This window comes from Pantoea sp. X-Soil-ISGK-285, assembly GCF_059730815.1.
The window spans coordinates 1,291,853-1,316,830 of record NZ_AP035938.1; the positions used below are offsets into that span (position 1 = coordinate 1,291,853).

24 protein-coding genes are annotated in these 24,978 nt (G+C 58.7%); 12 read left to right on the plus strand and 12 right to left on the minus strand.

Translation table 11 applies throughout. The features are described from left to right. The first annotated feature begins 76 nt into the window (after positions 1-76). Positions 77-2,245 carry an ATP-dependent DNA helicase DinG gene (gene dinG / locus AC6I8B_RS06075; RefSeq protein WP_497817613.1) on the plus strand — a complete coding sequence of 723 codons (2,169 nt, stop codon included), beginning with the start codon at positions 77-79 and terminating at the stop codon, positions 2,243-2,245. A 26-nt stretch (positions 2,246-2,271) separates the two neighbouring features. Beyond that, positions 2,272-3,240 carry a DNA-binding protein YbiB gene (ybiB, locus tag AC6I8B_RS06080; protein WP_122458992.1) on the plus strand — a complete coding sequence of 323 codons (969 nt, stop codon included), beginning with the start codon at positions 2,272-2,274 and terminating at the stop codon, positions 3,238-3,240. A 1-nt stretch (position 3,241) separates the two neighbouring features. Here ybiB and AC6I8B_RS06085 read toward each other — a convergent pair whose 3' ends face one another. From AC6I8B_RS06085 to hutH, 3 genes are all read right to left on the minus strand, one after another. Continuing rightward, positions 3,242-4,399 (minus strand): M20 aminoacylase family protein, encoded by a 1,158-nt coding sequence (locus tag AC6I8B_RS06085; protein WP_497817614.1) that lies wholly within the window; start codon positions 4,397-4,399, stop codon positions 3,242-3,244. Between the two features lie 200 nt (positions 4,400-4,599). Continuing rightward, positions 4,600-6,285, minus strand: a complete 1,686-nt coding sequence (gene hutU, locus AC6I8B_RS06090; protein ID WP_033757077.1) for a urocanate hydratase — start codon at positions 6,283-6,285, stop codon at positions 4,600-4,602. Positions 6,286-6,300: 15 nt separating this feature from the next. Next, positions 6,301-7,851, minus strand: a complete 1,551-nt coding sequence (gene hutH / locus AC6I8B_RS06095; RefSeq protein ID WP_191921146.1) for a histidine ammonia-lyase — start codon at positions 7,849-7,851, stop codon at positions 6,301-6,303. Between the two features lie 326 nt (positions 7,852-8,177). Here hutH and hutC point away from each other — a divergent pair, with 326 nt between their 5' ends. Continuing rightward, a complete protein-coding gene (gene hutC / locus AC6I8B_RS06100) occupies positions 8,178-8,933 on the plus strand; it encodes a histidine utilization transcriptional repressor HutC (RefSeq protein ID WP_010254300.1) in 756 nt (251 codons plus the stop codon). On the opposite strand, the gene AC6I8B_RS06105 is transcribed toward hutC, so the two are convergent. Next, the gene (locus AC6I8B_RS06105) at positions 8,917-9,459 is read right to left on the minus strand and encodes a HutD/Ves family protein (RefSeq protein ID WP_157351757.1); all 543 of its coding nucleotides are present in this window, start codon (positions 9,457-9,459) and stop codon (positions 8,917-8,919) included. The two genes, hutC and AC6I8B_RS06105, sit on opposite strands and share 17 nt — an antisense overlap. After that, positions 9,456-10,811 carry a formimidoylglutamate deiminase gene (locus AC6I8B_RS06110; RefSeq protein ID WP_157351759.1) on the minus strand — a complete coding sequence of 452 codons (1,356 nt, stop codon included), beginning with the start codon at positions 10,809-10,811 and terminating at the stop codon, positions 9,456-9,458. The genes AC6I8B_RS06105 and AC6I8B_RS06110 overlap by 4 nt, the downstream gene beginning before the upstream one ends. Before the next feature lie 81 nt (positions 10,812-10,892). On the opposite strand from AC6I8B_RS06110, the gene hutI reads away from it, so the two are divergent. Both hutI and hutG read left to right on the plus strand, forming a co-directional pair. Further along, a complete protein-coding gene (hutI, locus tag AC6I8B_RS06115) occupies positions 10,893-12,110 on the plus strand; it encodes an imidazolonepropionase (RefSeq protein ID WP_157351761.1) in 1,218 nt (405 codons plus the stop codon). Next, on the plus strand, positions 12,107-12,898 hold the full coding sequence (gene hutG / locus AC6I8B_RS06120; protein WP_497816194.1) for an N-formylglutamate deformylase: 792 nt from the start codon (positions 12,107-12,109) through the stop codon (positions 12,896-12,898). The genes hutI and hutG overlap by 4 nt, the downstream gene beginning before the upstream one ends. Here the strand turns inward: hutG and AC6I8B_RS06125 are convergent. Beyond that, positions 12,885-13,019, minus strand: coding sequence for a hypothetical protein (locus AC6I8B_RS06125; RefSeq protein WP_022625982.1), 135 nt, complete (start codon positions 13,017-13,019; stop codon positions 12,885-12,887). The two genes, hutG and AC6I8B_RS06125, sit on opposite strands and share 14 nt — an antisense overlap. Positions 13,020-13,213: 194 nt before the next feature. On the opposite strand from AC6I8B_RS06125, the gene AC6I8B_RS06130 reads away from it, so the two are divergent. The 5 genes from AC6I8B_RS06130 to AC6I8B_RS06150 are packed head-to-tail and all read left to right on the plus strand — an operon-like array spanning position 13,214 to position 17,845. Then, complete coding sequence (locus AC6I8B_RS06130; protein WP_010669726.1) at positions 13,214-14,062, plus strand: transporter substrate-binding domain-containing protein; 849 nt, start codon at positions 13,214-13,216, stop codon at positions 14,060-14,062. A 12-nt stretch (positions 14,063-14,074) separates the two neighbouring features. After that, positions 14,075-14,794 carry an ABC transporter permease gene (locus AC6I8B_RS06135; protein ID WP_010254310.1) on the plus strand — a complete coding sequence of 240 codons (720 nt, stop codon included), beginning with the start codon at positions 14,075-14,077 and terminating at the stop codon, positions 14,792-14,794. A gap of 8 nt (positions 14,795-14,802) precedes the next feature. Next, a complete protein-coding gene (locus tag AC6I8B_RS06140) occupies positions 14,803-15,534 on the plus strand; it encodes an ABC transporter permease (RefSeq protein ID WP_010254311.1) in 732 nt (243 codons plus the stop codon). A gap of 2 nt (positions 15,535-15,536) precedes the next feature. Next, positions 15,537-16,331 (plus strand): ABC transporter ATP-binding protein, encoded by a 795-nt coding sequence (locus AC6I8B_RS06145; protein ID WP_022625980.1) that lies wholly within the window; start codon positions 15,537-15,539, stop codon positions 16,329-16,331. Further along, the gene (locus AC6I8B_RS06150) at positions 16,328-17,845 is read left to right on the plus strand and encodes an HAL/PAL/TAL family ammonia-lyase (RefSeq protein WP_497816195.1); all 1,518 of its coding nucleotides are present in this window, start codon (positions 16,328-16,330) and stop codon (positions 17,843-17,845) included. Before AC6I8B_RS06145 ends, AC6I8B_RS06150 begins: the two co-directional genes overlap by 4 nt. A gap of 3 nt (positions 17,846-17,848) precedes the next feature. On the opposite strand, the gene AC6I8B_RS06155 is transcribed toward AC6I8B_RS06150, so the two are convergent. After that, positions 17,849-18,481: a flavin reductase family protein gene (locus tag AC6I8B_RS06155; protein WP_157351769.1), complete on the minus strand. Its 633-nt coding sequence runs from the start codon at positions 18,479-18,481 to the stop codon at positions 17,849-17,851. Positions 18,482-18,622: 141 nt separating this feature from the next. Here AC6I8B_RS06155 and rlmF point away from each other — a divergent pair, with 141 nt between their 5' ends. Next, complete coding sequence (rlmF, locus tag AC6I8B_RS06160) at positions 18,623-19,555, plus strand: 23S rRNA (adenine(1618)-N(6))-methyltransferase RlmF (RefSeq protein ID WP_022625977.1); 933 nt, start codon at positions 18,623-18,625, stop codon at positions 19,553-19,555. 78 nt (positions 19,556-19,633) lie between these two features. On the opposite strand, the gene glnQ is transcribed toward rlmF, so the two are convergent. From glnQ to rhtA, 5 genes are all read right to left on the minus strand, one after another. After that, the gene (glnQ, locus tag AC6I8B_RS06165; protein WP_010254327.1) at positions 19,634-20,356 is read right to left on the minus strand and encodes a glutamine ABC transporter ATP-binding protein GlnQ; all 723 of its coding nucleotides are present in this window, start codon (positions 20,354-20,356) and stop codon (positions 19,634-19,636) included. After that, positions 20,353-21,012 carry a glutamine ABC transporter permease GlnP gene (gene glnP, locus AC6I8B_RS06170; protein ID WP_022625976.1) on the minus strand — a complete coding sequence of 220 codons (660 nt, stop codon included), beginning with the start codon at positions 21,010-21,012 and terminating at the stop codon, positions 20,353-20,355. The genes glnQ and glnP overlap by 4 nt, the downstream gene beginning before the upstream one ends. Positions 21,013-21,090: 78 nt before the next feature. Then, the gene (gene glnH / locus AC6I8B_RS06175; RefSeq protein ID WP_010254333.1) at positions 21,091-21,837 is read right to left on the minus strand and encodes a glutamine ABC transporter substrate-binding protein GlnH; all 747 of its coding nucleotides are present in this window, start codon (positions 21,835-21,837) and stop codon (positions 21,091-21,093) included. A 319-nt stretch (positions 21,838-22,156) separates the two neighbouring features. Beyond that, the gene (dps, locus tag AC6I8B_RS06180; protein WP_010254336.1) at positions 22,157-22,660 is read right to left on the minus strand and encodes a DNA starvation/stationary phase protection protein Dps; all 504 of its coding nucleotides are present in this window, start codon (positions 22,658-22,660) and stop codon (positions 22,157-22,159) included. 326 nt (positions 22,661-22,986) lie between these two features. Beyond that, complete coding sequence (gene rhtA / locus AC6I8B_RS06185; protein ID WP_010254339.1) at positions 22,987-23,901, minus strand: threonine/homoserine exporter RhtA; 915 nt, start codon at positions 23,899-23,901, stop codon at positions 22,987-22,989. 368 nt (positions 23,902-24,269) lie between these two features. Here rhtA and ompX point away from each other — a divergent pair, with 368 nt between their 5' ends. Then, a complete protein-coding gene (gene ompX, locus AC6I8B_RS06190; protein ID WP_010254344.1) occupies positions 24,270-24,782 on the plus strand; it encodes an outer membrane protein OmpX in 513 nt (170 codons plus the stop codon). Positions 24,783-24,978: the final 196 nt, after the last annotated feature.

Genomic DNA, 24,978 nt, shown 5'->3' on the forward strand with positions numbered 1-24,978 from the left:
ATTCGGCGCGAAAGCTGACGCCAACAGGATACTGTGTAAAAATACAGGCCATATTTTCGGTGTGGTAACGCAAATCATGGCCCTGACAGCCGCAGTAAAAAGCCAGATAGCGCAATGGTATAAAGCGCTTCAGGAGCAGGTGCCTGACTTCATCCCACGTGCGCCGCAGCGCCAGATGATCGCCGAAGTGGCGAAGTGCCTGGCGGGCGACGATTCGCGCCATCTGGCGGTTGAAGCGCCAACCGGCGTGGGCAAAACCCTCTCTTATCTGATCCCGGGCATCGCGGCCAGCCGCGCCCAGGAGAAGCGGCTGGTGATCAGCACCGCCAACGTGGCGCTGCAGGATCAAATCTTCACCAAAGATCTGCCGCTGCTGAAAAAAATCATTCCCGATCTCACCTTTACTGCCGCCTTTGGCCGCGGGCGCTATGTCTGTCCGCGTAATCTGGCGGCGATGGCGGCCGATGACGATGAGCAGGGCGATCTGCTGCTTTATCTGGACGATGACGCCGTCAGCAGCACTAAAGAGGAGCAGACGCAGTGTGGCCGGTTGCAGAAATCGCTGGATCGCTATCAGTGGGACGGCCTGCGCGATCACAGCGACGAGAACGTCAGCGACAGCCTGTGGCAGCGGCTCTCCACCGACAAAGCGAGCTGCCTTGGCGCACACTGTCGCTGGTATCGTGAATGCCCGTTCTTTGTGGCGCGGCGCGAAATCGAGCAGGTGGATGTAGTGGTGGCGAACCATGCGCTGGTCATGGCCGCAATGGAGAATGAGTCGGTGCTGCCACCGGCAAAAAACCTGATGCTGGTGCTGGATGAAGGGCATCACTTGCCGGAAGTGGCCCGCGATGCGCTGGAGATGAGCGCCGACATCACGCCGGGCTGGAGCAGCCTGCAGCTCGACCTCTTTATCAAGCTGGTAGAGAGCATTATGACGCAGATGCGGCCAAAATCGCCGCCGCCGCTGGCTAACCCGGAGCGGCTGAAAGCGCACTGCGATGAGCTGCGCGAACTGCTGACGATTACCGCTCAGGCGCTGAATCCGCTGCTGCCACCGCATAACCAGCCGGGCGAATTCCGCTTTGTGCTGGGCGCGTTGCCGCAGGAGCTGCTGGATCTCTGCGCCCGGCTCTTTAAGCTCAGCGATGCGCTACGCGGCCTGAGTGAAGGTTTGATTAATGCGCTGAGCGAGCAGACAGGTAAAGTGGATGTGGTGCGACTGCATCGCAATCTGCTGCAGCTCAATCGCCAGTTTGGCTGGTTCGAATCGGTCAGCAAACTGTGGCGGCTGGCGGCGATGGAAAAAGCCTCTGGCGCGCCGGTGTCGAAGTGGATCACCCGCGAGCTGCGCGAAGGTCAGGCGCACCTGCTGTTTCACTGCGCTGGCATCCGCGTCAGCGACCAGCTGGAGAAGATGCTGTGGCGTAAAATTCCGCACGTGGTTGTGACCTCCGCCACGCTGCGATCGCTTAACAGTTTCAACCGCCTGCAGGAGATGTCGGGACTCAGCGAGAAAGCGGGCGACCGCTTTGTGGCGCTGGACTCCCCGTTTAACCACGTGGAGCAGGGCAAGCTGGTGATCCCGCAGATGCGCTATGAGCCGCTGATGACGCACGAAGCGGAGCATATCGCGGAGATGGCCGGTTTCTTCCGGCAGCAGATGGCGGAGAAAAAGCACAAAGGCGTGCTGGTGCTGTTTGCCAGCAACCGGGTGATGCAGCAGTTTGTCGCCTGTCTGCCCGACCTGCGCCTCTCAATGCTGGTTCAGGGCGATCAGCCTCGCAGCCGCCTGGTCGATCTGCATCGTCAGCGCGTCGCCAAAGGGGAAACCAGCATCCTGATTGGCCTGCAGTCGTTTGCCGAAGGGCTGGATCTCAAAGGCGATCTGCTGAGTCAGGTGCATATCCATAAAATCGCTTTTCCCCCGGTAGACAGTCCGGTAATTTTGACCGAAGGCGAGTGGCTGAAAAGCCTGAAACGCTATCCGTTTGAGGTGCAGAGCTTACCCAGCGCCTCTTTTACCCTGATTCAACAGGTCGGACGCCTGATTCGCAGCCATCAATGTTATGGCGAAATCGTCATTTACGACCGCCGTCTGCTGAGCAAATCTTACGGCAGCCGGCTGTTAGCGGCGCTGCCGATCTTCCCGATTGAGCAGCCGGAAACGCCAGAGCCGGCAGCGATACCGGCCACCGTGGTGCCAAAAAACACGGTGCGTAAACGACGTCCCACGCGGCGCTGAGCCGCGCACTTAACCGGAAGCGAGTGATGGAACTGAATAAAATCATTAAAGAGATTGGTCGCGGTAAAAATCATGCCCGCGATATCGACTTTGATACTGCCGTGGCGCTCTATGGCGCGATGCTGGCGGGCGAGGTGCCGGACCTGGAGCTGGGCGGCATTCTGATTGCGCTGCGTATTAAAGGCGAAGGCGAAGCGGAAATGCGCGGCTTTTATCAGGCGATGCAGGCGCAGATGATGCAACTGCAGGCGCCGGAAAACCGCCCGATGCCGATTGTGATCCCCAGCTACAACGGTGCGCGTCGGCAGGGCAATCTCACGCCGTTGCTGGCGCTGCTGCTGGTGAAACTCGGCTTCCCGGTGCTGGTGCATGGCGTCAGCGACGACGCGACGCGCATCACCAGTGAAGCGGTGTTTGCCGCGCTAGGTATTACCCCCGTCACCACCGCAGAGGCGGCGCAGGCAAAACTCGATCAGGGCGAACTCGCCTTTATCACCATCGATCATCTCTGCCCGCCAATGGCGAAACAGCTGTCGCTGCGCTGGCGAATGGGCGTGCGTAATAGCGCGCATACGCTGGCAAAACTGGCGACCCCGTTTGCCGAACGTGCGGCGCTGCGTCTGTCGAGCGTGTCGCACCCAGAGTATGTACCGCGTGTGGCGAAATTTTTCAGTGACATCGATGCGCCTGCGATACTGCTCAATGGCACCGAAGGGGAGGTCTATGCCAATCCACAGCGCTGCCCGGCGATCAGCATGATTCAGGGCGCAGGCGCAGAAGCGGAAGTGTGGGTTGAGCGTCAGCCCGAAGTGGCCGTTGAACTGCCGGCCGATAAGACGGCAGAGGTAACCGCGCGCTGGATTGAGCAGGTGCTGAATCAGCAGCGGCCGGTGCCCGCATCACTGCGACTTCAACTCGCCTGCTGCCTGCGCGCCAGCGGCCAGTGCGACTCGCTGGCGGCGGCAGAGCAGCAGATCCTCGCCGCCGGTTACTGACTCAGGCTGCTGGCAGCGCCTGTTCAACCAGGTTCTGCCAGAAAGTAATGCCAATTGGCAGCAGCGCGTCGTTGAAGTCATAGCGGGCGTTGTGCAACGGGGCGGAAGGCGTGTCGCCATCCGCGCCCAGCCAGAAGTAAGCACCCGGACAGGCCTCCATCATGCAGGCAAAATCTTCAGACGCCATCGACGGATTAACCTGCCACTGAACCTGTTCGGCCCCCAGCGTCGCCAGCGCCACCTCGCGTACCTGCTCAGCCGGGACCGCATGGTTGGCGGTCACCGGATAGCCCGGTAACCACTCAATCTCACCGCTGACGCCAAACGGACGTGGCAGGGTAGCGACAAATTCATCAATCAGTCCGCGTACTTTTTCGCGCACGCTGGTTTGCAGGCAACGCACCGTGCCGCGCAGCACAATCTGTTCCGGGATCACGTTGATCGCTTCGCCACCGTGGATCTGCGTCACGCTAACCACCGCCGAGGCGAGCGGCGAGAGCCGACGTGACGGAATCGTCTGCAGCGCCAGAATCAGCTCAGCCGCTACCACCATTGGATCGGCACCGCTTTCCGGCATCGCCGCGTGGCAGCTTTTGCCGTGCAGGGTAATCTCAAACGAATCCAGCGACGCCATCATGGCGCCAGGGTTAACCGCCAGTGACCCCAGCGGCAGGCCCGGCCAGTTGTGCATCGCATAGATCGCATCCATCGGGAAGCGCTGGAACAGTCCCTCTTCCACCATTTTGCGCGCACCGCCCAGGTTCTCTTCGGCAGGCTGAAAAATGAAATGTACCGTGCCGCTGAACTGGCGTGTGGCGGCCAACTGTCGGGCGGCGGCCAGCAGAATGGCGCTGTGACCGTCGTGCCCGCAGGCGTGCATCACGCCGGGAGTGACGGAGCGCCATTCAGTGTCGCCTTTTTCCGTAATCGGCAGCGCATCCATATCCGCACGCAGCCCGATAACCGGGCCGGGACCGTTTTCCAGCGTGCCGATCACGCCGGTGCCCGCCAGACCACGAAACACCTGCAATCCCGCCCGCTCTAACTCATCAGCGATAAACTGGCTGGTTTGCTGTTCCTGGTAACCTAATTCGGGGTGGCGATGAAACTCACGGCGCCAGCGCAGGGCATCTTCAAGCAGGGCAGGGGAAAGGGTCATGCAGAGTCGCGCTCCATACAGAATGAGAAGATTTCACTTTAGAGGTCGGGTGGCGCTGCGTCTATCGCCGGCAGGACGAAATCTGGCTATAGGCTAAATCAAAATGGAATAAGTAATAAGGAAGTGATGTCCGGGCAGGGCTTCAGAAGGGAAAAATGCGAAGAAAACGGGGCAAGTCGCTGCCCGCCCCGTTCAGCGTATTACTTCTGCATCGGCAGGTTCAGTTCATGCTCTGCCGCGCAACTTTGTGCCAGCTCATAACCCGCGTCGGCATGACGCATCACGCCGGTGGCCGGGTCATTCCACAACACCCGACCCAGACGCGCATCCGCCTCTTTGCTGCCGTCACAGACAATCACCATACCGGCGTGCTGCGAGAAGCCCATACCAACACCGCCGCCGTGATGCAGGCTGACCCAGGTCGCACCGCCTGCGGTATTCAGCAGCGCGTTAAGCAGCGGCCAGTCTGAGATCGCATCCGAGCCATCCTTCATCGCTTCGGTTTCACGGTTAGGTGAGGCAACCGAGCCGCAGTCGAGATGGTCGCGGCCAATCACCACCGGCGCTTTCAGCTCGCCGTTGCGCACCATTTCATTGAACGCCAGACCGGCAAGATGCCGTTCGCCCAGTCCCAGCCAGCAGATACGTGCTGGTAGTCCCTGGAAGGCGATGCGCTCCTGCGCCATATCCAGCCAGCGATGCAGCGTTTTGTGATGCGGGAACAGTTCTTTGAGTTTCGCGTCGGTCTTGTAGATATCTTCCGGATCGCCGGACAGCGCCACCCAGCGGAACGGGCCTTTTCCTTCGCAGAACAGCGGACGGATGTAGGCCGGTACAAAGCCAGGGAAGTCGAAGGCGTTGCTGACACCCTCATCCAGCGCGACCTGACGGATATTGTTGCCGTAATCCACGGTCGGGATGCCCATATGACAGAAGTCGAGCATCGCCTGCACGTGGACCGCCATTGAGGCACGCGCCGCTTTCTCCACTGCCTTCGGCTGTGAGACGCGTTCCTGCTGCCAGCGCGCCAGATCCCAGCCAGCCGGCAGGTAGCCATTAATCGGATCGTGCGCCGAGGTCTGATCGGTCACGATATCCGGTTTTGGCCCGCCCGCCCGGGCGCGTTTCACCAGCTCCGGCAGGATCTCGGCGGCATTGCCCAGCAGCCCGACCGAAATCGCTTTTTTCGCCGCGGTCGCTTCGCTGATTAACGCCAGCGCTTCATCCAGCGTGGTGGCTTTGTAATCTACATAGCGGGTACGCAGGCGGAAATCGATGCGCGACTCCTGACACTCAATCGCCAGCACACAGGCCCCGGCCAGAACGCCCGCCAGCGGTTGCGCGCCGCCCATGCCGCCCAGCCCGGCGGTGAGGATCCAGCGTCCGCTGAGGTCGTTGTTGTAGTGCTGACGTCCCGCTTCCACGAAGGTTTCGTAGGTGCCCTGCACGATGCCCTGCGCGCCGATATAGATCCAGGAACCGGCGGTCATCTGGCCGTACATCATCAGGCCCGCTTTATCCAGCTCATGGAAGTGATCCCAGGTCGCCCAGTGCGGCACCAGATTGGAGTTTGCCAGCAGTACGCGGGGTGCATCCGCGTGGGTGCGGAAAATGCCGACCGGCTTGCCGCTCTGGATCAGCAGGGTTTCATCCGGCTGCAGTGCCCGCAGCGAACGCAGGATCTGCTCGAAGCACTCCCAGTTACGCGCCGCCTTACCGATGCCGCCATAAACCACCAGATCTTCCGGCCGCTCGGCAACATCGGGATCGAGGTTGTTCTGAATCATGCGGTAAGCGGCTTCAATCAGCCAGTTGGCGCAGTGCAGCGTGGTACCGTGAGGCGCGCGAATTTCACGTGCCACAGCCTGAGAAAGAGTTTCGCTCATGAAAGATTCCTTAATTCAAGAAGTTGGGCGCATGCTCGGCAGCAGCGCGGTCAATGCCTGAGGCCAGTCAGTGCGACTTGCCCACTGACGCATTGCCTCGATATCGGGAGCCAGCAGGCGATCCTCCTCAAGGAAGGCGACCTGCTCGCGAATGGTGTCGATGGCCTGCTCAATCAGCGCAGAGCTTTTCAGCGGCCGGTTGAATTCAATGCCCTGTGCGGCGGCCATCGCCTCAATGCCGACTACCGCGGCGCTGTTAAAGCACATGCTGCCGAGACGGCGCGCGGCGTAGGTTGCCATCGAGACGTGATCTTCCTGATTAGCGGAGGTCGGCAGGCTGTCGACGCTGCCCGGATGGGCCAGCGATTTGTTCTCAGAGGCCAGCGCGGCGGCGGTCACCTGGGCGATCATAAAGCCGGAGTTTACGCCGCCGTCGCGCACCAGGAAGGGCGGCAGGCCCGACAAGCCGCTGTCCAGCAGCAGCGCCAGCCGTCGCTCGGAGATGGCCCCGACTTCGGCAATCGCCAGCGCCAGGATGTCCGCAGCAAAGGCCACCGGTTCTGCGTGGAAGTTGCCGCCGGAGATCACATCGCCGCTGTCACTGAACACCAGCGGGTTGTCAGAGGCCGCGTTCGCTTCGATTTCCAGAATCCGCGCGGCGTGGCTGAAGTTGTCCAGGCAGGCACCCATCACCTGTGGCACGCAGCGGATGGAGTAGGGATCCTGAACGCGGCCGCAATGTGTATGCGACAGCACTATTTCACTGCCCTCAATCAGGGTGCTGACGGCAGCGGCGACCGCAATCTGACCACGCTGACCGCGCGCCTGATGGATACGGGCGTCGAACGGTTTTAGCGAGCCTTTAATCGCCTCCAGCGACAGCGCACCGGCCATCAGACCAGCGGCAAACAGGTTTTCACCCTCAAACAGGCCGCGCAGCGCCAGCGCAGTTGAGACCTGGGTGCCGTTAAGCAGCGCCAGTCCCTCTTTCGGGCCGAGTACAAACGGCGACAGGCCCACGCTTGCCAGGCCTTCGGTGGCCGGGATCAACTCACCCCTGAGCCGGACCTGACCTTCGCCCAGCAGCATCAGGGACATGTGCGCCAGCGGTGCCAGATCGCCGGAGGCACCGACCGAGCCTTTTTCCGGGATGCAGGGCATGACTCCCGCATTGAACAGCGCCAGCAGCGCCTCAACCAGTTCGATTCGCACGCCAGAGTGACCGCGTGCCAGGCTGATGATTTTGGTGGCGACCACCAGGCGGGTAACATTGTCGGGCAGCAGATCGCCCAGCCCGACGCTGTGTGACAGCACCAGATTACGCTGCAGATCCGCCAGCCGACTGGCCGGGATTTGCGTCTGCGCCAGCTTGCCGAAGCCGGTATTAATGCCATATACCACGTTGCCGGAGGCGACAATCGCATCCACGGTCTGCTGCGCCGCCGCAATCGCCTGACGCGCGGGCTCATCAAGCGTCAGCGTGACGTTGCCCTGATAGATAGCGCGTAATGTGGCGAGGTCCACCTCGCCTGGCACCAGGCGCAAAACCTGAAACGAACCTGACATAGTCTACTCCTGTCTATACAAGTGTGCTGGTGTGGCTAAACTGCTCTCCTTGCCCTGATCCAGCGGAATAATACGAGTGAAACATAAGCGTTAATTCTTGTCTATGCTTGTCTATACAATCAAAGGTAGCAAGCAAGTGCCGTGCCAGGCCGATCACAAAAATCGATTGCCCGTCCGCTGCGGGTTGACTATTTAGCGCTACTCAGAGGCTGCACCATCAGGATGCGCAGGCTGCACCATTGGGGCACCGCGCAGCGTACTGGATGTATATACATTCACACGGTGAGACAGTAAACTTAGGGGACTTTCAGCATAAGGAACAGCAAATGGTTGAGCATACGGCACTGGCACAACTGGCGGCGGCAATGAGCGATGAGCCTGCCCCGATTTATCAGCGGGTGAAGCAGGCCATCGTCAGCCAGATCCGTGAAGGGTTGTGGAAAGCGAATCAGCGTGTGCCATCAGAAAGTGAACTGGTTAATGAACTGGGCGTCAGCCGCATGACCATTAACCGGGCGCTGCGTGAACTCACCAGCGAAGGCTTTCTGGTGCGGATGCAGGGCGTCGGAACCTTCGTGGCGGAGATGAAAGGCTACACCGCCATGCTGGAGGTGCATAACATCGCCGATGAGATCGCTCAGCGCGGCCATCAGCACAGCTGCAAAATTCTCGCCATCGGCCAGGACAAAGCCGATCCTGAGCAGGCGGCGGTGCTGGGACTGACCACCGGGCAGACGCTTTATCATTCGCTGATTGTGCATTACGAAAATGATCTGCCGGTGCAACTGGAGGACCGTCTGGTCAATCCGCTGGTCGCGCCCGATTACCTGACGCAGGATTATCAGCAGATGACGCCTTACACCTATCTGATGCGCGTCGCGCCGCTGACGGCGGGCGAGCACATTGTTGAAGCGGTGTTGCCCGATGCGCGTCAGCGTAAACATCTGTCGGTGGATGAGCACGAACCCTGCCTGCTGATTCGCCGTCAGACCTGGAGCGACACTAAAATCGTGACCTATGCGCGGCTGCTCTATCCCGGCTCACGTTACAAACTACTGGGCCGCTTCAGGGGACACGGTTAAGACGGGTAAACAGCAGCCGGGCATCGGTATCGCACGGGCTGAGTGCTGTTTCTTCATCGACCCACCACGCGCCCTGTTGTGCGGTCAGCCGTTCCCCGTCAGCCGTCTGCCAGGTGCCAGCCAGCACCCAGGCGACGCCATGCAGAGTGCTGACCGGCGTGGTCACCACCTCCACCGCTGCCTGCCATTCCCCGCGCCGCGTCATAATATTAAAATCTTCGCTGACGCTGCCCTGCAGCTTTGCCGTTAAGGCGAGTTCACCGGCAAACGCCCAGGGCTGCTGAGGCGTCAGTAAGTGCTGCCCGCCCGGCGCGGTCAGCAACACCGGATCGCCATGCAGCAGGGTAATCACCCGATCAATGTCAGGAAAGGCAGAGAAGGGACCATCCTGCGCCAGCGTCGCAATGCTGGCGCGCCAGCCGAAGCGCTCCGCGCCGGGTGGAAAGCTGATGATTTCGCGGGTTTCGCCGCCGCCGTTGCGCCAGCGGCTGACCGCCAGCTCCGCGTACGTGAACCGGGCGATCATCGCAGCGCCTCCATCGCCTGAGCAAAGCGGGCGGCACACGCCGTCTGGTGCGGATGCACCCCATCTTCAACCACGGTTTTACCCGCCACATAAACGTCCCGAATCTGATCGCGCTGCCCGGCAAAGAGCCAGCGGTTGAGGACGGCGTGCGACCCGACGCTGCCGAGCCACGCCTCATCCCGCAGCACCAGCCAGTCGGCACGTTGTCCCACCGCCAGCGTGCCCTGCTGAATGCCACACGCCTGCGCACCGCCCGCAGCTGCCTGTTGCCACAGCAGATCGCCTACCGACGGCTGGCCGGGCAGGGTAATCCGGTTGCGACGCTGGTCGCGCAGTCGCTGAGCATACTCCAGCCAGCGCAGCTCCTCCTGGGCGCTCAGCGAGACGTGACTGTCAGAGCCGATGCCCCAGCGTCCGCCCTGCGCGATGTACTCCACTGCCGGAAAGATGCCGTCACCGAGGTTGGCTTCGGTGGTCGGGCAGAGACCCGCCACTGCGCCGCTGCGGGCGAGACGCGCCAGCTCACTCTCATCCAGATGGGTGGCGTGGATCAGGCACCAGCGCGCATCCACCTCAAAGCGGTTCAGCAGCCAGGCCACCGGACGCTCGCCGCTCCACGACAGCGAGTCATTCACCTCTTTCTGCTGTTCAGCCACATGGATATGTACCGGCAGTGTCAGATCACTGGCCGCCAGCACGTCCTGCATCTGGCTTTCACTCACCGCCCGCAGTGAATGGAAACAGAGGCCACGGTTCAGCAGTGGCCTTTGCTGCTGCCACGTATCAAGCCGCGCCTGCTGTTGCAGATAGCGGTCGGTCTGCTGGATAAAACGCTTCTGACCCGCCGACGCTGGCTGGCTGCCGAAGCCGCTGTAGCTGTAGAGCACCGGCAGCAGCGTCTGGCCGATACCGGCGATCTCCGCCGCTTCAATCAGCTGTTGCAGCATCGCATCATCACTGTAGGGCGCACCCTGTGTGTCGTGGTGCAGGTAGTGAAACTCCGCCACCTGGGTGTAGCCGCCTTTCAGCATCTCGATGTAGAGCAGGGCGGCAATATCGCCCACCTGTTGCGGCGTCAGGCGCTGCACCATGCGGTACATCAGATCCCGCCACGTCCAGAAACTGTCCTGAGGATCGCCCGCCACTTCAGCCAGACCCGCCATGGCACGCTGGAAGGCGTGCGAGTGCAGGTTGGCGATTGCCGGGATCACCTCGCCGTTGAGTCGGAAAGCCTGATCAGCGTGGCTATCCGGGGTAATGGAGTCGATAAAACCGGCCTGATTGACCGTGATACGCACCTGCTGCTGCCAGCCCTCCGCCAGCAGGGCACGCGAGGCAAAAAAAGTCGCCATGGTTGATCCTCATCGGATGTGGTTGTATATACATATACATACTTTGAGGCACAGTGTAAACGGCGGAGGCATGAGGCAGCGATGGCAGAAGAGATACGCGTAGAGACGGTGTGGACCGGGGCTGACCTGGTCACCATGCGTGACGGAAAGTACCATCTTATCCCGCAGGGCGCGCTGGCGGTGCGGGCGGGCAGGCTGGTGTGGGTCGGGCCGCAGGCGGAGATGCCTGCGTTCGTCGCCGATCAGCATCATCATCTGCCGGGCGGCATCGTGACCCCGGGGCTGGTGGATTGTCATACCCATCTGGTGTTTGGCGGCGACCGCAGCCAGGAGTTTGAACAGCGCCTGAATGGCGTCAGCTATGCAGAGATTGCCGCGCAGGGCGGTGGCATCCTCTCAACCGTGCGCGCTACCCGCGCCGCCACTGAACAGGAACTGGTGGCATCGGCTCGCTGGCGGCTTAACCGCCTGCTGGCCGAGGGCGTCACCACCGTGGAAATCAAGTCCGGCTATGGTCTGGATGAAGAGAGCGAACTGCGGATGCTGCGGGCGATTCGCCGGCTGGGAGAGAGCGTAGCCGCTGACGTGCGCGCCACCTGTCTGGCGGCACATGCTTTTCCGCCGGAGTTTAAGCACGACCCGGATGGCTGGGTCGATATCATCTGCGAACGGCTGCTGCCGCAGGTGCAGGCACTGGGACTGGCGGATGCGGTGGATGCGTTCTGCGAGCATCTCGCCTTTTCACCGCAGCAGGTGGCGCGGGTATTTGATCGGGCGGTGGCGCTTGGCATGCCGGTGAAACTGCATGCGGAGCAGCTCTCGGCGTCAGGTGGCGCAGCACTGGCGGCGCGCTATGGGGCGCTCTCTGCCGACCACCTTGAATATGCCACCGAGGAGGATGCCAGAGCGATGGCACAACATGGCACCGTGGCGGTGCTGCTGCCTGGTGCATTTTATCTGCTGCGGGAGACGCAGCGTCCGCCGGTGGATCTCTTCCGGCGCTATGGCGTGCCGATGGCGCTGGCCAGCGATGCCAATCCCGGCACCTCGCCTGCGCTGTCGCTGCGTCTGATGCTTAATATGGGCTGTACCCTGTTTGGCATGACGCCGGAAGAGGCGCTGGCGGGCGTCACGCTGTGGGGGGCAAAAGCGCTGGGGCTGGCTGACAGTCACGGCTCGCTGGAGGCGGGAAAAGTGGCGAACTTCGTTCACTGGCCGCTGGCCCGTCCGGCAGAACTGGTTTACTGGCTGGGTGGTGAACTGCCCTGTACCGTTATCTATCGTGGAGAACCGCAATGAACTCTTTCCATTTTACCCAGGGCAGTCTGCCGCTGCTGGTCAGCATTCCCCACGCCGGTACCGAGCTGACGCCCGACGTGGAAGCCGGACTGAGTGAGGCCGCGCGCGGCTTACCCGACACCGACTGGCATATTCCCCTGCTGTATGATTTTGTGCGTGATCTCGGGGCCAGCGTGTTAATCGGCCGCTACTCCCGCTTTGTGGTCGATCTCAATCGCCCGCCCGATAACCAGCCGCTCTACACCAGCGCCACCACCGGCCTGTTCCCGGAAACCCTGTTCGACGGTACACCGACCTTTGCACCAGGCAAAACACCCGACGACACGGCGCGTCAGGGCTACATCGATCAGATCTGGCAGCCCTATCATCAGCAGATTCAACAGGAGCTGGCGCGGCTCAAAGCGCAGCATGGCTATGCGCTGCTGTTTGACGCCCACTCTATCGCCAGTGAAATTCCCCGCCTGTTTGACGGCCGTCTGCCCGATATCAACATCGGCACCAACGACGGCGCAAGCTGCACGCCTGCAATGAGTGCGGCGCTGGAGGCCGTGTGCGCGGCGCAGAACGACTACAGCTGGGTGATTAACGGGCGCTTTAAAGGCGGTTACATCACCCGTGCCTACGGTCAGCCGCAGCAGCAGATTGAGGCGGTCCAGCTGGAGCTGGCGCAGCTCAACTACATGGATGAAACCCCACCTTACGCCTGGCAGCAGGCGCGTGCCGCCCGGTTGCAGAACGTGCTGAAGGCACTGATCCACGCCATGCTGGCGCAGACTAAATCGCAATAAAATCCACCAGAGCGATGCGCCACTCCGGTGCATCGCTGCCCTGCTTAAGTGCAGCGGCGGGCAGGTCGCCTGCCCGCTCCCAGACTACCGCCGCTTTTTTCCACTTCTGCAGAGCTGGCATAACCTTTGCTTGGTTGTATGTACAAGTGCAGCAGCACCGCCATCTGCGTAATAAATTCTGTCTGGCTCACAAAACGATAAAGCCGGCAATGAACTGCGCTGCGTTAACTTGTATATACATGACATATCATCCTGTGAAATTTATGTTAAATCTCGTCAGGGCGATCATCAGACCGCTACTTTCAGGAGAACCGTATGACGCACCCTCTGACTCTTCGTCGTTTATGTCTCACTACGCTGGTTTCCAGCCTGCTGCTCTGTGGCGTCAGCGCCCAGGCCAAAGAGTGGAAGTCGATCACCATTGCCACCGAAGGCAGTTATGAACCCTGGAACCTCACCCTGCCAGGCGGCAAACTGGGCGGTTTTGAACCGGAGCTGATGGCCGATCTCTGCCAGCGTATGGCAATACAGTGCAAGCTGGTGGTGCAGAACTGGGATGGAATGATCGCCGGTCTGAATGCCGGAAAATATGACGTGATCATGGATGCAATTGTGATCACCCCCGAGCGCAAGAAAGTGATCAATTTCACCGTGCCCTACGCCTCAACGCCCGCCACCTTCATCACGGTGAAAGGGTCGTTGCTGCCTGCCGACAGTAAGATCATCAAACTCACCGACGATGAGAAAACCGTGGAGCCTGCCATCGCACCCCTGAAAGCGGCGCTGAAGGGCAAAACCATCGGTATCGCCTCCGGCACCGTCTACACGCCGTTTATCGACAAGTACTTCAAAGAGGTGGCGGATGTGCGGGAATACACCAGCTCAGCCGATGCGATCCTCGATTTGCAGGCGGGGCGTATTGACGCGGTGTTTGACGATGTGACCTTTGCGCAGTCGATGCTGGCGCGACCGGATAACCGTAACCTCAGCTTTAGCGGTCCGCAGCTGGGCGGCCCAATCTGGGGTGAGGGTGAGGCGATGGGCGTGCGCATGGCAGACAACGATCTGAAAGCCCGGCTGGATCAGGCTATCAAAGCCGCACTGGCCGATGGCACAGTGAAAAAGCTGAGCGAGAAGTGGTTCAAAACTGACGTCACACCCTGAGTGAGGTAACTGATGATAAGCCTGCTGAGTTTTGGCCCGGAGGGCTGGGGACGGTTGATTCTGAGTGCCACGCTGACGACGTTGCTGCTCTCATTTGCCGCACTGCTGGTCGGTGCGGTAGTGGGATCGGGCGTTGCCGCTGCAAAGTTATCCCCGCACCGCGCGGTGCGCTGGGCAGGGGAAGGCTACTCGGTGATTTTTCGTGGCATCCCTGAGCTGCTGGTGATCTACCTGTTCTACTTCGGCGGATCGGGATTGATCACGCAGATCGGACAACTGTTTGGCGCGGACGGGTTTATCGAAGCGCCGCCGTTTCTGATCGGGGCGCTGGCCATCGGGCTTATCTCCGGCTCTTACCAGGCGGAAGTCTATCGTGCCGCACGGCTGGCCCTGGCGAAAGGGGAGATCGAAGCCGCTGTCGCTATTGGTATGCCGCGCTGGCGCATCCGGCAACGCATCCTGCTGCCGCAGGTCGCGCGCTATGCGCTGCCCGGCCTGTCAAACGTCTGGCAGATGAGCCTGAAAGACTCGGCGCTGGTGTCAGTGACCGGCATTGTCGAGCTGATGCGGGCCAGCCAGATTGCGGCAGGTTCCACCCGTGATTACTTCTCCTTTTATCTGGTGGGCGGTGCCTGTTATCTGCTGCTGACGCTGCTGTCGAACCGCGCCTTTCTGCGGGCTGAATCCCGTCTTGGTCGCGCCTGGCAAAGCCGCACCGCTGCACAGCATTAAGGAGACTTATGATCGATTTCGCGTTCCTCACTGACACCTTCCTGAAACTCAGCGCCGCGTTGCCGGTTACGCTGGGCCTGTTTATCAGCGCCTTTCTGTGCGGTGGCGTGCTGGCGGTGGGTATTCTGGCGCTGCGCATGAGCCGCTGGCGTCTGCTGAGTGCTTTTGCCCGTGGCTATATTCTGGTGTTTCGCGGCTCGCCGCTGATGATCCAGCTGTTCCTGATCTACTACGGCCTCGGGCAGTTTGGTGTGATCCGGCACAGTCTCTTCTGGCCGTTTCTGCGTGAGCCCTTTACCTGTGCAGTGCTGGCGCTGTCGCTCTGCACCGCCGCCTACACTGCGGAGATCCTGCGCGGTGCGCTGCTGGCTGTGCCGCCCGGTCAGGTGGAGGCGGGGATGGCGTGCGGCATGTCGCGCGGGCTGCTGCTGCGGCGCATTATCGCGCCGGTGATGCTGCGTTATGCGCTGCCCGCTTACTCCACCGAGGCGATTCTGCTGGTGAAGTCGACCGCGCTGGCCAGTCTGGTCACGGTCTGGGATGTCACCGGGGTGGCGCAGCAGATTATTCAGCGTACTTACCGCACCATGGAGGTGTTTCTCTGTGCGGCGGCAATCTACCTGATCCTCAACTTCATCATTGTGCAACTCTATGCCCTGCTGGAGCGGCGCCTGACGCCGGTTCATAAACCGGAAAAAAAGCCGTTACCGGCCGCTAAGCCGATTCCTGGAGGAAAATAAACATGTCTGAACTGCCACCCGTCACGCTGTCGGCCAGCGATATCCATAAATCCTTTGGCGCCATGGAGGTGCTGAAAGGCATCTCGCTGCAGGCGCACCAGGGCGATGTTATCTCAATACTCGGTGCCAGCGGCTCGGGCAAAAGTACGCTGCTACGCTGCATTAATCTGCTTGAGACGCCTGACGCGGGCGTGGTCAGCGTGGGCGGTGAAACCATTGAGATGAAGCGCCATGCCCGGGGACATCAGCTGGCGGCTAATCCGCGTCAGATTGAGCGGCTGCGCTCCCGGCTCGGCATGGTGTTTCAGAGCTTTAACCTCTGGTCTCACCTGACGGTGCTGCAAAATGTCATTGAAGGGCCGCACTACGTCCTCAAGCGCGATAAAAAAGCCTGTATTGCCCAGGCGGAACAGCTGCTGGATCGGGTCGGTCTGCTGAATCGCAAAGATTTCTATCCCGCCCAGCTTTCAGGCGGTCAGCAGCAGCGGGTGGCGATTGCCCGTGCGCTGGCAATGGATCCGGAGGTGATGTTGTTTGATGAGCCAACTTCGGCACTCGATCCGGAACTGGTAGGCGAGGTGCTGAAGGTCATGCGCAGCCTGGCGGAAGAGGGCCGCACCATGCTGGTGGTGACCCATGAGATGGGTTTTGCCCGCAACGTCTCTAACCGGGTGGTGTTTATGCATCAGGGCACTATTGATTGTCAGGGCACGCCAGAGGCGATGTTTGGCGAGGCGGGATCGGCGCGCTTTAAGCAGTTTATCTCCAGTCATCATCAGGTGGAGCCGGTGGTATGAGCGACGTAATACGTCAGACGCTGGTCTGGGGCGATGGCCCGCTGAAATGGCAGGCGCTGGTGCAGGTCGCCCGGCACGGCGCCACCCTGACGCTGAGCGACAGTGCCTGGCAGCGCATTGCGCAGAGCCGTGAAATCGTCGGTAATATCGTGGCGGCGGGGCAGGTGGCTTACGGCATCAATACCGGGCTGGGGGCGTTGTGCAACATCACCCTGTCTGAAGATGAACTGAGCCAGTTGTCGCGCAATACCCTGCTGAGCCATGCCTGTGGCGTCGGGCCGATGCTGGCAAAACCCGAGGTCCGCGCCATTCTGTGCGCTGCGATTGCGAACTACAGCCACGGCAAATCGGGTGTTTCAGTGGCGCTGGTGCAACAGCTGCTGGCGCTGCTAAACCTGCAGATTACGCCACAGGTACCGTCGCAGGGATCGGTGGGATATCTGACCCACATGGCGCATATCGGCCTGGCGCTGATTGGCATCGGCGAGGTGGAGTGGCAGGGTGAAATCATGCCCGCGCAGCAGGCGCTGGCCCAGGCGGGATTAGCCCCTTACCGGCCTGGTGCCAAAGAGGGGCTGAGCCTGGTCAACGGCACACCATGCATGACCGGCTTAGCCTGTCTGGCACTGGACGATGCCGAACGGCTGCTGGACTGGGCAGACGTCACCGGTGCGATGAGCTTTGAGGCGCTGCGCGGTCAGCTGGTGGCGTTTGACCCTGAGGTGCTGGCGCTGAAGGCCAGCCCGGGGATTCAGCGCAGTGGCGAACGCCTGCGCCAGTTGCTGAGTGACAGCCCGCTGCTGAAAGCCAGCGTTGGCATCCGGACTCAGGATGCACTCAGTCTGCGCTCGATGCCGCAGGTGCACGGCGCCTGTCACGATCAGTTTAGTCACGCTGTCCGTCAGGTGGAGACCGAACTCAACGCCTGTACCGACAATCCGCTGGTGCTGGGGACGCCGCAGGCCTGGCGCGTGGTGTCACAGTCCAATCCGCATGGCGAGTCGGTGGCAATGGCCTGCGACCTGCTGGCGATTGCGATGGCGGAGCTGGGCAGCATCGCCGAGCGACGGCTTGATCGGCTGGTGAATCCGCTGGTCAGCGGCCTGCCGCCGTTTCTGGTGGCCGAGCCGGGCGTCAATTCCGGCATGATGATTGCGCAGTACGTGGCGGCATCACTCTGCGCGGAGAACCGTCAGCTGGCGCAGCCTGCGGTGCTTGATAACTATGTCACTTCAGGATTACAGGAGGATCATCTGAGCCTCGGCACCGGCTCGGCGCTGAAGCTGCTGAAACTGGTCAGCAATGTTGATCATATTATCGCGATTGAGTATCTGCTGGCGGCGCAGGCGCTGGAGTTTCACGGTGAGTCACAGCTGGCAGCAGGCACGCGGCGCGCCTGGCAGCATTTGCGGCAGGTTGTTGAGCGCTGGCAGCAGGATCGCTGGCTGGCACCCGACATCGCCTGCGCGGTAGCTCAGATTAAAGCGCACCGGGCCGATGCGCTTGTGGGGTGAGGATTACCTGCGGCGTGCGTCCGGACGGACTAAATCAAAACGTTGCGTTTCGCTGATGCCGTAATAGGCGCTGGGGCCGCCCGCGCGCAGAATCGGCTCGGCTTTAGCGGTCTGATAAATGCCCTCTTCCAGCAGCGATTCATCGATGTGAATCGCCACCGCTTCCCCCAGCACCAGCCAGCTGTCGATCAGATTGCCGCTGGCATCCTGCAGCTGAATCAGTTGCGTCAGGCGGCACTCGAAGTTGACCGGGCTCTCTGCCACCAGACTGGCGCTGACCTGAGAAGCCGCCAGCGGCGTTAAACCGGCAAAGGCGAACTCATCCTGATCGGCAGGCAGCGAGGCGGAACTTTCGTTCATCGCTTCCGCCAGCGGACGCGTCGCCAGGTTCCAGACAAACTCTTTGGTCTCAGCAATATTTCTCACGCTGTCTTTCCAGCCACTACTGGCGAAACCGATAATCGGTGGATGATAGTTGAAACAGTTAAAGAAGCTGTAAGGTGCCAGATTGTGCTGGCCGCTGCTGCTCACTGAGCTAATCCAGCCGATCGGGCGCGGCCCGATAATGGCGTTCAGCGGATCGTGCGGCAGACCGTGACCAGCACGGGGTTGATAGGAATAGCGTTTCCGGGTCATAACTTCTCCAGCAGGGAATTTTATTTATCTTAGCCCGACAGCATCGCCCGACGGAATCGGAAAGAGGTAAGCGGATGGTGCGGGTTTATTTTCCGCCGCCTACAGCGTATTGTACGCGCGCCTGAATAATTGAGAGAACGTATGAAAAAGTCAGCCAGCACGTCGCCTTTCCACGCCCGCAATCGCCATCAGGGCGAATACGATTTTGCCGCGTTAACCGCTGCCCATCCGCCGCTGAAAGCCAAAGTCCGGCCCAATGGTTATGGCGTGCAGTCCGTGGATTTCGCGGACCCGGAGGCGGTGATGCTGCTGAACCAGGCGCTGATCAAACTATTTTACGACATCGACTGGCAGCTGGCTCCCGGCTCACTCTGCCCGCCCGTGCCGGGACGCGCCGATTATCTGCACTACCTTGCCGATCTGCTGGCGCTGGATAACAACGGCGTGATCCCGACGGCGGACGTTCTGGATGTCGGCTGCGGTGCAAACTGCATCTATCCGCTGATTGGCGCGGCAGAATATGGCTGGCGCTTTACCGGCACCGAAGTCGATGAAGCCGCCATCAAAGCCGCTAACCGCATTGTTGCGGCCAATCCGCGCCTGACGCGCCAGATCCGTCTGCGTCGTCAGAAAAACAGCGATGCAGTGCTGGCTGGTGTGGTCAGTAAAACTGAATTTTTCAGTGCAGTGATGTGTAACCCGCCATTCCACGCCTCGGCGGAAGAGGCGGTATCGGGATCGCAGCGTAAGGTCCGCAATCTCGGACTGGATAAGAGTGCGCCGCTCAACTTTGGCGGCCAGCACAATGAGCTGTGGTATCCCGGGGGCGAAAAAGGTTTTATCGGCAAGATGATCGCCGAGAGCGTGGCGTTTGGTCGTCAGATCGGCTGGTTTACCTCGCTGGTGTCGCGCAAAGAGAACTTACCGGCGCTGGAAAAACAGCTGCAGGCGCTCGACGTGGCGGAGATGCGCGTGGTTAATATGGCGCAGGGGCAGAAACAGAGTCGCTTCCTGGCGTGGAGTTTTATGCCTGCCGCCCAGCGCACTAAACTGCTGAGTCGCCTGGGGAATTGAGGTGTCGCTTTACATGGTAACAGGTGTATCTGTGGGCGAAGAGTAAAATAGAACGGGCCGCTTAGCGGCCCATTTTGATCAGGAGACGTGCTGCAGGAATTCGCGCAGACGCTCGCTCGGTGGGTTGCTGATCAGGCTGTCGGGATCGCCATCTTCCGCAATCCGGCCTTTATCGATAAAGATCAGCCGTGAGGCCACCTTCTGTGCGAAGCCCACTTCATGCGTCACAATCACCATCGTCATACCTTCTTCCGCCAGATCCTGCATCACCTTCAGCACTTCGTGACGCAGTTCCGGGTCGAGCGCTGAGGTTGGCTCATCAAACAGCATCATCTTCGGCTTAACTGCCAGCGCACGGGCAATCGCCACGCGCTGCTGCTGGCCGCCGGAAAGCTCAGACGGGAAGTGGTGCGCGCGTTCGGCGAGGCCCACTTTGCCCAGCAGCTCACGCGCCAGCTGGCGTGCCGCCTCTTTGCTGGCACCGCGCACACGGATAGGACCAAAGGCGACGTTATCCAGCGCACTCATCTGTGGGAACAGATGAAACTGCTGAAACACCATGCCCGCTTCCTGACGAATCAGGCGGTCGTCGACTTTCGGGTCATTGACGCGCAGACCATCGACAATCAGTTCGCCACTGGTGATCTCTTCCAGCTTGTTAATGCAGCGCAGCAGAGTTGATTTACCGGAACCGGATGGGCCGATAATCACCACCACTTCGCCCTGGTTTATCTTCAGGTCGATATTGTGCAGCACCTGGGTCTGGCCAAAATGTTTGGAGACATCTTTAAATTCAATCACAGGATTTTCACCCTTTTCTCAATGCGGCGCAGCACAAAGCTCAACACCAGCGTAATAACCAGATAGATAATCGCGACGGCGCTCCAGATTTCCAGCGCGCGGAAGTTACCGGCAATAATCTCCTGACCCTGACGGGTCAGTTCAGCCACACCAATAACGATAAACAGCGAAGTATCTTTGATGCTGACAATCCACTGGTTGCCCAGCGGTGGCAGCATGCGGCGCAGCGCCAGCGGCATAATCACGTAGCGCAGCGTCTCGCGGCTCGACAGGCCAAGCGCCAGTCCGGCTTCGCGGAAGCCCTTGTTGATCGACAGCACGGCACCACGGGTAATCTCGGCAATGTAAGCGCCGGAGTTAATCATGATGGTCACCACCGCCGCGCTGAAGGGATCAATGCGCAGGTCGGGGAACGCCATCGGCAAAGCAAAATAGATAAACATCACCTGCACCACGATAGGGGTGCCGCGAATGATTTCGATAAACACCAGTGCGATGTTATTGGTGATCCAGCCACCGTAAGCGCGGGCAAAGCCCGCTACCAGGCCGATGAAGAGGCCGCCAACCAGTCCAATAATTGAGATAATTAAGGTCAGTTTAGCGCCTTCAAGCAGCGCCGGCATGGCGGGCCAGATGACGCTCCAGTCAAACTCCATGGTGTCACTCCAGATATGTTGCGATGGAAAAAAGCAGGGAAAAGGTTTCCCTGCTGAAATCAGATAACGGGCAAATTATTATTTAGGTTCAGTGCCAAACCATTTTTTATAGAGCGTGTTGTAGGTGCCGTTCTCTTTCAGGGTTTTCAGTGCGCCGTTTACTTTTTCACGTAAATCGTCGCTGCCTTTCGGGAAGGCGATACCATACTGCTGCGCTTCAATTGAATCGCCTACCGCTTTAAAGCGGCCTTTACCGGCGGTATGGATGAAGTAAAGGATGTTTGGCGTGTCGTGCAGCACGGCGTCCGCACGGTTGGTGCCCAGCTCCATATAGGCGCTGTCGATATTCGGGAACTGACGCAGATCTTTGGATTTGATGTTGGCTTTCGCGTATTCCACGGAGCCGGTGCCGCTTTTCACTGCGACCACTTTACCGTTCAGATCGCTGATGCCTTTGATGTCGTTTTCATTGTTACGCACCATCACCTGCAGACCGCTTTTGTAATAGCCGTCAGAGAACTCAATCGCTTTTTTACGTTCTTCGGTAATGGTGATACCCGCCAGTGCCAGATCGACATTGCGCGTTTGCAGTGCAGGGATAATGCCGCTGAAGTCCATTGGCTTCAGGGTGTAATCGAGCTTCAGCTCTTTCGCAATGGCATCCCACAGATCCACATCGAAGCCGACATATTTATCACCCTGTTTAAATTCAAACGGAACAAAGGCGGTATCCGTGGCGACGACCAGCTTCTTGTCTGCTGCAGTGGAAGAGAGAGAGAAGGCCAGCGCCAGCGCGGCCACAGAAACTTTTAACAGTGACTTCATCATTTTTCCTTTTTTTACTACCAGGCGGCAGGGCCTGCGTTTGCGGCTTGTCATATGAAAGAATTATGCCAACTTTGCAAAATCCGCGAAATCAGAGAGTTAAATAACATAGCTGACACGATTTTGCAGTTAATTCTGCCATTGCACCAGTTTGGTGCTCAATTTTGGTGCAGGTGGCTGTTTTGGTGCAAGCGGTAGTGTGCCTCAGATGTTAAGGCTGTGAAGCGGAGGAGGGAAGAACTGTTAACAGGGTCATAAAAATGCGGTAACACAGACGTAAAAAAGGCGGGTTTCCCCGCCTGACAGACTGCATTGAGTCTTATTCGATGTTCGCTTCGATAAACCACAGGAATTTATCAAGGTCACGTGATGCCGCAGTAAAGATATCAGCGGTATCTTCGTCTTTTACTTCAGTGATCGCTTTACGGGTGTCATTCGCGACAACGCTGTAACGGTCTGCCAGCGCTTTCAGATGATCCTGAACGCTGTGAATATTCAGCGGATAGCTCTTCAGCGGAGTCGTATCGTTAACGACCTGCGTGGTGCCCAGTGCCACGCCACCCAGCTGAACCACACGCTCGGCAATAGTATCCTGATGATCGGTAATCGCGGTGCGGAAGCCGTCCAGCATCTCATGCACACCGATAAAATTAGCACCGCGCATGTTCCAGTGCGCCTGCTTAGTGATCAATGACAGGTCAATAAACTCGACTACCAGACGGTTTAACACCGCGATGGTGGCTTTTTTATCGTCTTCGGCCACATCATTGCGGGTATAAATCAGGTCAGAAGATTTAGTTTTAACCAATTTAGCGGTACTCATCGTTTCAGTCCTCTCTTTGATGGTTGTCCTAATCAAGTACCGGATAAGTATAGCAGCGCTTTTCAGCTTTGCAGAAACGACTTTGTCGATGGATGAAATAGCGTGCGTCTTTAGTCAGAGCAGAGCTGGGCTAAGAAGGTTAATGCCATGTTAAAATATAAAATAAAATAAATAGCTATTTAAATCATGTTGTTATTCTATTACGTAAATAACTGGTAAGTGTCTGTTTCAAAATAGGCAACTCAGGAAGGAGCGAAGATTAGGAATAATTCTCATGATGAGCATGATTATTATTTAGCCCCGCCAGCAGGCGGGGCGGATAGCGTTTATTTTTGGATATCATCTGATAATTCAACGCTGTTTAACTGACTCTTTTTCGGCCGCATGGTCAGCGTTGAACCTGCCGAGGCGATGATGATCGCCAGCAGCGCCAGCCACTGAAGCCCGGTCAGGGTTTCCCCCAGAAACAGCATGCCTGAAAAGGCAGCCATGGCGGGTTCCAGACTCATCAGCGTGCCGAAGATGCGCGCCGGTAAGCGGGTGAGGGCGATCATCTCCAGCGAATAGGGGATGGCGCTGGAGAGCAGGGCAACCAGCAACGCGATCGGCATAACTGCCCATGTCCAGATACCACTTTCTGCGAACGTCAGCCCCAGCGGTACAAAAATCACTGAGGCAATCAGCGACCCGATAGCCACTGTCGCCGGGCCATGTTCTGCGCCTGCCCGCTGTCCCGCCAGGATATAGATCGCCCAGCAGGCGCCTGCACTCACCGCCAGCGCAGCGCCCAGCGGATCAATCGCAGTCATGCCTGTGCCAAAAGGCAGCAGGAACCACAGACCAATCACGGCCAGCAGCACCCAGACAAAATCCAGTGGCCGGCGCGATCCGAATAGCGCCAGCGCCAGTGGGCCGGTAAATTCCAGTCCCACCGCCACACCCAGCGGCACGGTACGAATCGCCAGATAGAACGTGAAATTCATTGTGCCCAGCGCCAGTCCATACATCAGGAGTGGCAGACGTTGCTCCCGGCTAAAGCGTAAACGCCAGGGTTTGAAGATAATACAGAGTATCAGGGTGCCAAATCCCAGACGCAGCGCGGTGATGCCGGTAGCGCCAACGGCAGGAAACAGGCTTTTCGCCAGCGAAGCACCGCCCTGAAGCGACAGCATCGCAATCAGCAGCACGGCAATCGGCATCACTATCGGGGCAAGGTTTTTAGAAGCGGGAGAGGCAGACATCCTGTGTACTTTTCCTGGTCATCAACGTAATGAGTCAGCCAGTGTAAAGGAAATAGCAGGCAAAAAATCACGGAATGGGGTTTTAAATTTCTCTCAACTGAGTGATTTTTGGCCAGAATCAGGGCCATTTAGGTAAAGAAATGTCAGGTTTTTTTAGGATTTAACTTAAAGAACGAAATGAGCACAAAATGATTATTGCAGAAAGATGACGGATTTTATAAGAAAAATGAATGACATAGGTTGTCGCATTAACTTCCTGTTACACCAAACATTCTGTTAGACAACAAAATCCGGGCAGAGTTTCTCGCTATTTTTTGTTATATTTTCAGCGTTGTCAGGAGAGAAGTATTTTCACATTTGAGGTGGTTATGAAAAAAATTGCATGTCTTTCAGCATTAGCCTGTGTACTGGCAGTATCTGCAGGTTCAGCAATGGCACAGAGCACCGTAACTGGTGGCTATGCTCAGAGCGACTATCAGGGCGTAGCTAACAAAGCTAACGGCTTCAACCTGAAATACCGCTACGAAGACGGTTCTAACCCACTGGGTTGGATCGGTTCATTCACCTACACAGAAAAAGATAACACCGATTCTGGCATTTATAACAAAGGCCAGTACTACGGTGTGACCGGTGGTCCTGCTTTCCGTCTGAACGACTGGGCAAGCATCTACGGTGTTGTGGGTATCGGCTACGGTAAATTCCAGCAGAACGATACTTCATCACGCGATAAAACTGATTCAAGCGACGTAGGTTTCTCTTACGGCGCAGGTCTGCAGTTTAACCCAGTTCAGGACTTCGCAGTAGACGTTGGTTACGAGCAGAGCCGTATCCGTAACGTTGACGTTGGCACCTGGATTGCTGGCGTAGGTTACAGCTTCTAAGTTTAGCTTAGCTGACCTGCAAAAAAGCGGCCCCTTGTGGGCCGTTTTTTATTGTGCTGATTTACTCACCCTTCTCTCGTATCTGCACGTTTCCCGACTTTTCCGGATCGCTGTAGCCGATCAGCAGCCATGCTGGTTGAAGCCGCAGGTCATATTGATTCGATGGGGAAACAGGAAAAAGAGAGAGCAGAAAGGG

Coding starts and splice junctions, on each gene's coding strand:
- hutU (WP_033757077.1), bottom strand. CDS start 6,285: ATGAGCGAAACTCTTTCTCAGGCTGTGGCACGTGAAATTCGCGCGCCT.
- AC6I8B_RS06150 (WP_497816195.1), top strand. CDS start 16,328: ATGAGCGACGTAATACGTCAGACGCTGGTCTGGGGCGATGGCCCGCTG.
- dps (WP_010254336.1), bottom strand. CDS start 22,660: ATGAGTACCGCTAAATTGGTTAAAACTAAATCTTCTGACCTGATTTAT.
- rlmF (WP_022625977.1), top strand. CDS start 18,623: ATGAAAAAGTCAGCCAGCACGTCGCCTTTCCACGCCCGCAATCGCCAT.
- rhtA (WP_010254339.1), bottom strand. CDS start 23,901: ATGTCTGCCTCTCCCGCTTCTAAAAACCTTGCCCCGATAGTGATGCCG.
- AC6I8B_RS06145 (WP_022625980.1), top strand. CDS start 15,537: ATGTCTGAACTGCCACCCGTCACGCTGTCGGCCAGCGATATCCATAAA.
- AC6I8B_RS06125 (WP_022625982.1), bottom strand. CDS start 13,019: ATGCCAGCTCTGCAGAAGTGGAAAAAAGCGGCGGTAGTCTGGGAGCGG.
- hutH (WP_191921146.1), bottom strand. CDS start 7,851: ATGTCAGGTTCGTTTCAGGTTTTGCGCCTGGTGCCAGGCGAGGTGGAC.
- AC6I8B_RS06105 (WP_157351757.1), bottom strand. CDS start 9,459: ATGATCGCCCGGTTCACGTACGCGGAGCTGGCGGTCAGCCGCTGGCGC.
- dinG (WP_497817613.1), top strand. CDS start 77: ATGGCCCTGACAGCCGCAGTAAAAAGCCAGATAGCGCAATGGTATAAA.
- AC6I8B_RS06110 (WP_157351759.1), bottom strand. CDS start 10,811: ATGGCGACTTTTTTTGCCTCGCGTGCCCTGCTGGCGGAGGGCTGGCAG.
- glnH (WP_010254333.1), bottom strand. CDS start 21,837: ATGAAGTCACTGTTAAAAGTTTCTGTGGCCGCGCTGGCGCTGGCCTTC.
- hutG (WP_497816194.1), top strand. CDS start 12,107: ATGAACTCTTTCCATTTTACCCAGGGCAGTCTGCCGCTGCTGGTCAGC.
- glnP (WP_022625976.1), bottom strand. CDS start 21,012: ATGGAGTTTGACTGGAGCGTCATCTGGCCCGCCATGCCGGCGCTGCTT.
- hutI (WP_157351761.1), top strand. CDS start 10,893: ATGGCAGAAGAGATACGCGTAGAGACGGTGTGGACCGGGGCTGACCTG.
- AC6I8B_RS06140 (WP_010254311.1), top strand. CDS start 14,803: ATGATCGATTTCGCGTTCCTCACTGACACCTTCCTGAAACTCAGCGCC.
- AC6I8B_RS06085 (WP_497817614.1), bottom strand. CDS start 4,399: ATGACCCTTTCCCCTGCCCTGCTTGAAGATGCCCTGCGCTGGCGCCGT.
- AC6I8B_RS06155 (WP_157351769.1), bottom strand. CDS start 18,481: ATGACCCGGAAACGCTATTCCTATCAACCCCGTGCTGGTCACGGTCTG.
- AC6I8B_RS06135 (WP_010254310.1), top strand. CDS start 14,075: ATGATAAGCCTGCTGAGTTTTGGCCCGGAGGGCTGGGGACGGTTGATT.
- ompX (WP_010254344.1), top strand. CDS start 24,270: ATGAAAAAAATTGCATGTCTTTCAGCATTAGCCTGTGTACTGGCAGTA.
- AC6I8B_RS06130 (WP_010669726.1), top strand. CDS start 13,214: ATGACGCACCCTCTGACTCTTCGTCGTTTATGTCTCACTACGCTGGTT.
- hutC (WP_010254300.1), top strand. CDS start 8,178: ATGGTTGAGCATACGGCACTGGCACAACTGGCGGCGGCAATGAGCGAT.
- ybiB (WP_122458992.1), top strand. CDS start 2,272: ATGGAACTGAATAAAATCATTAAAGAGATTGGTCGCGGTAAAAATCAT.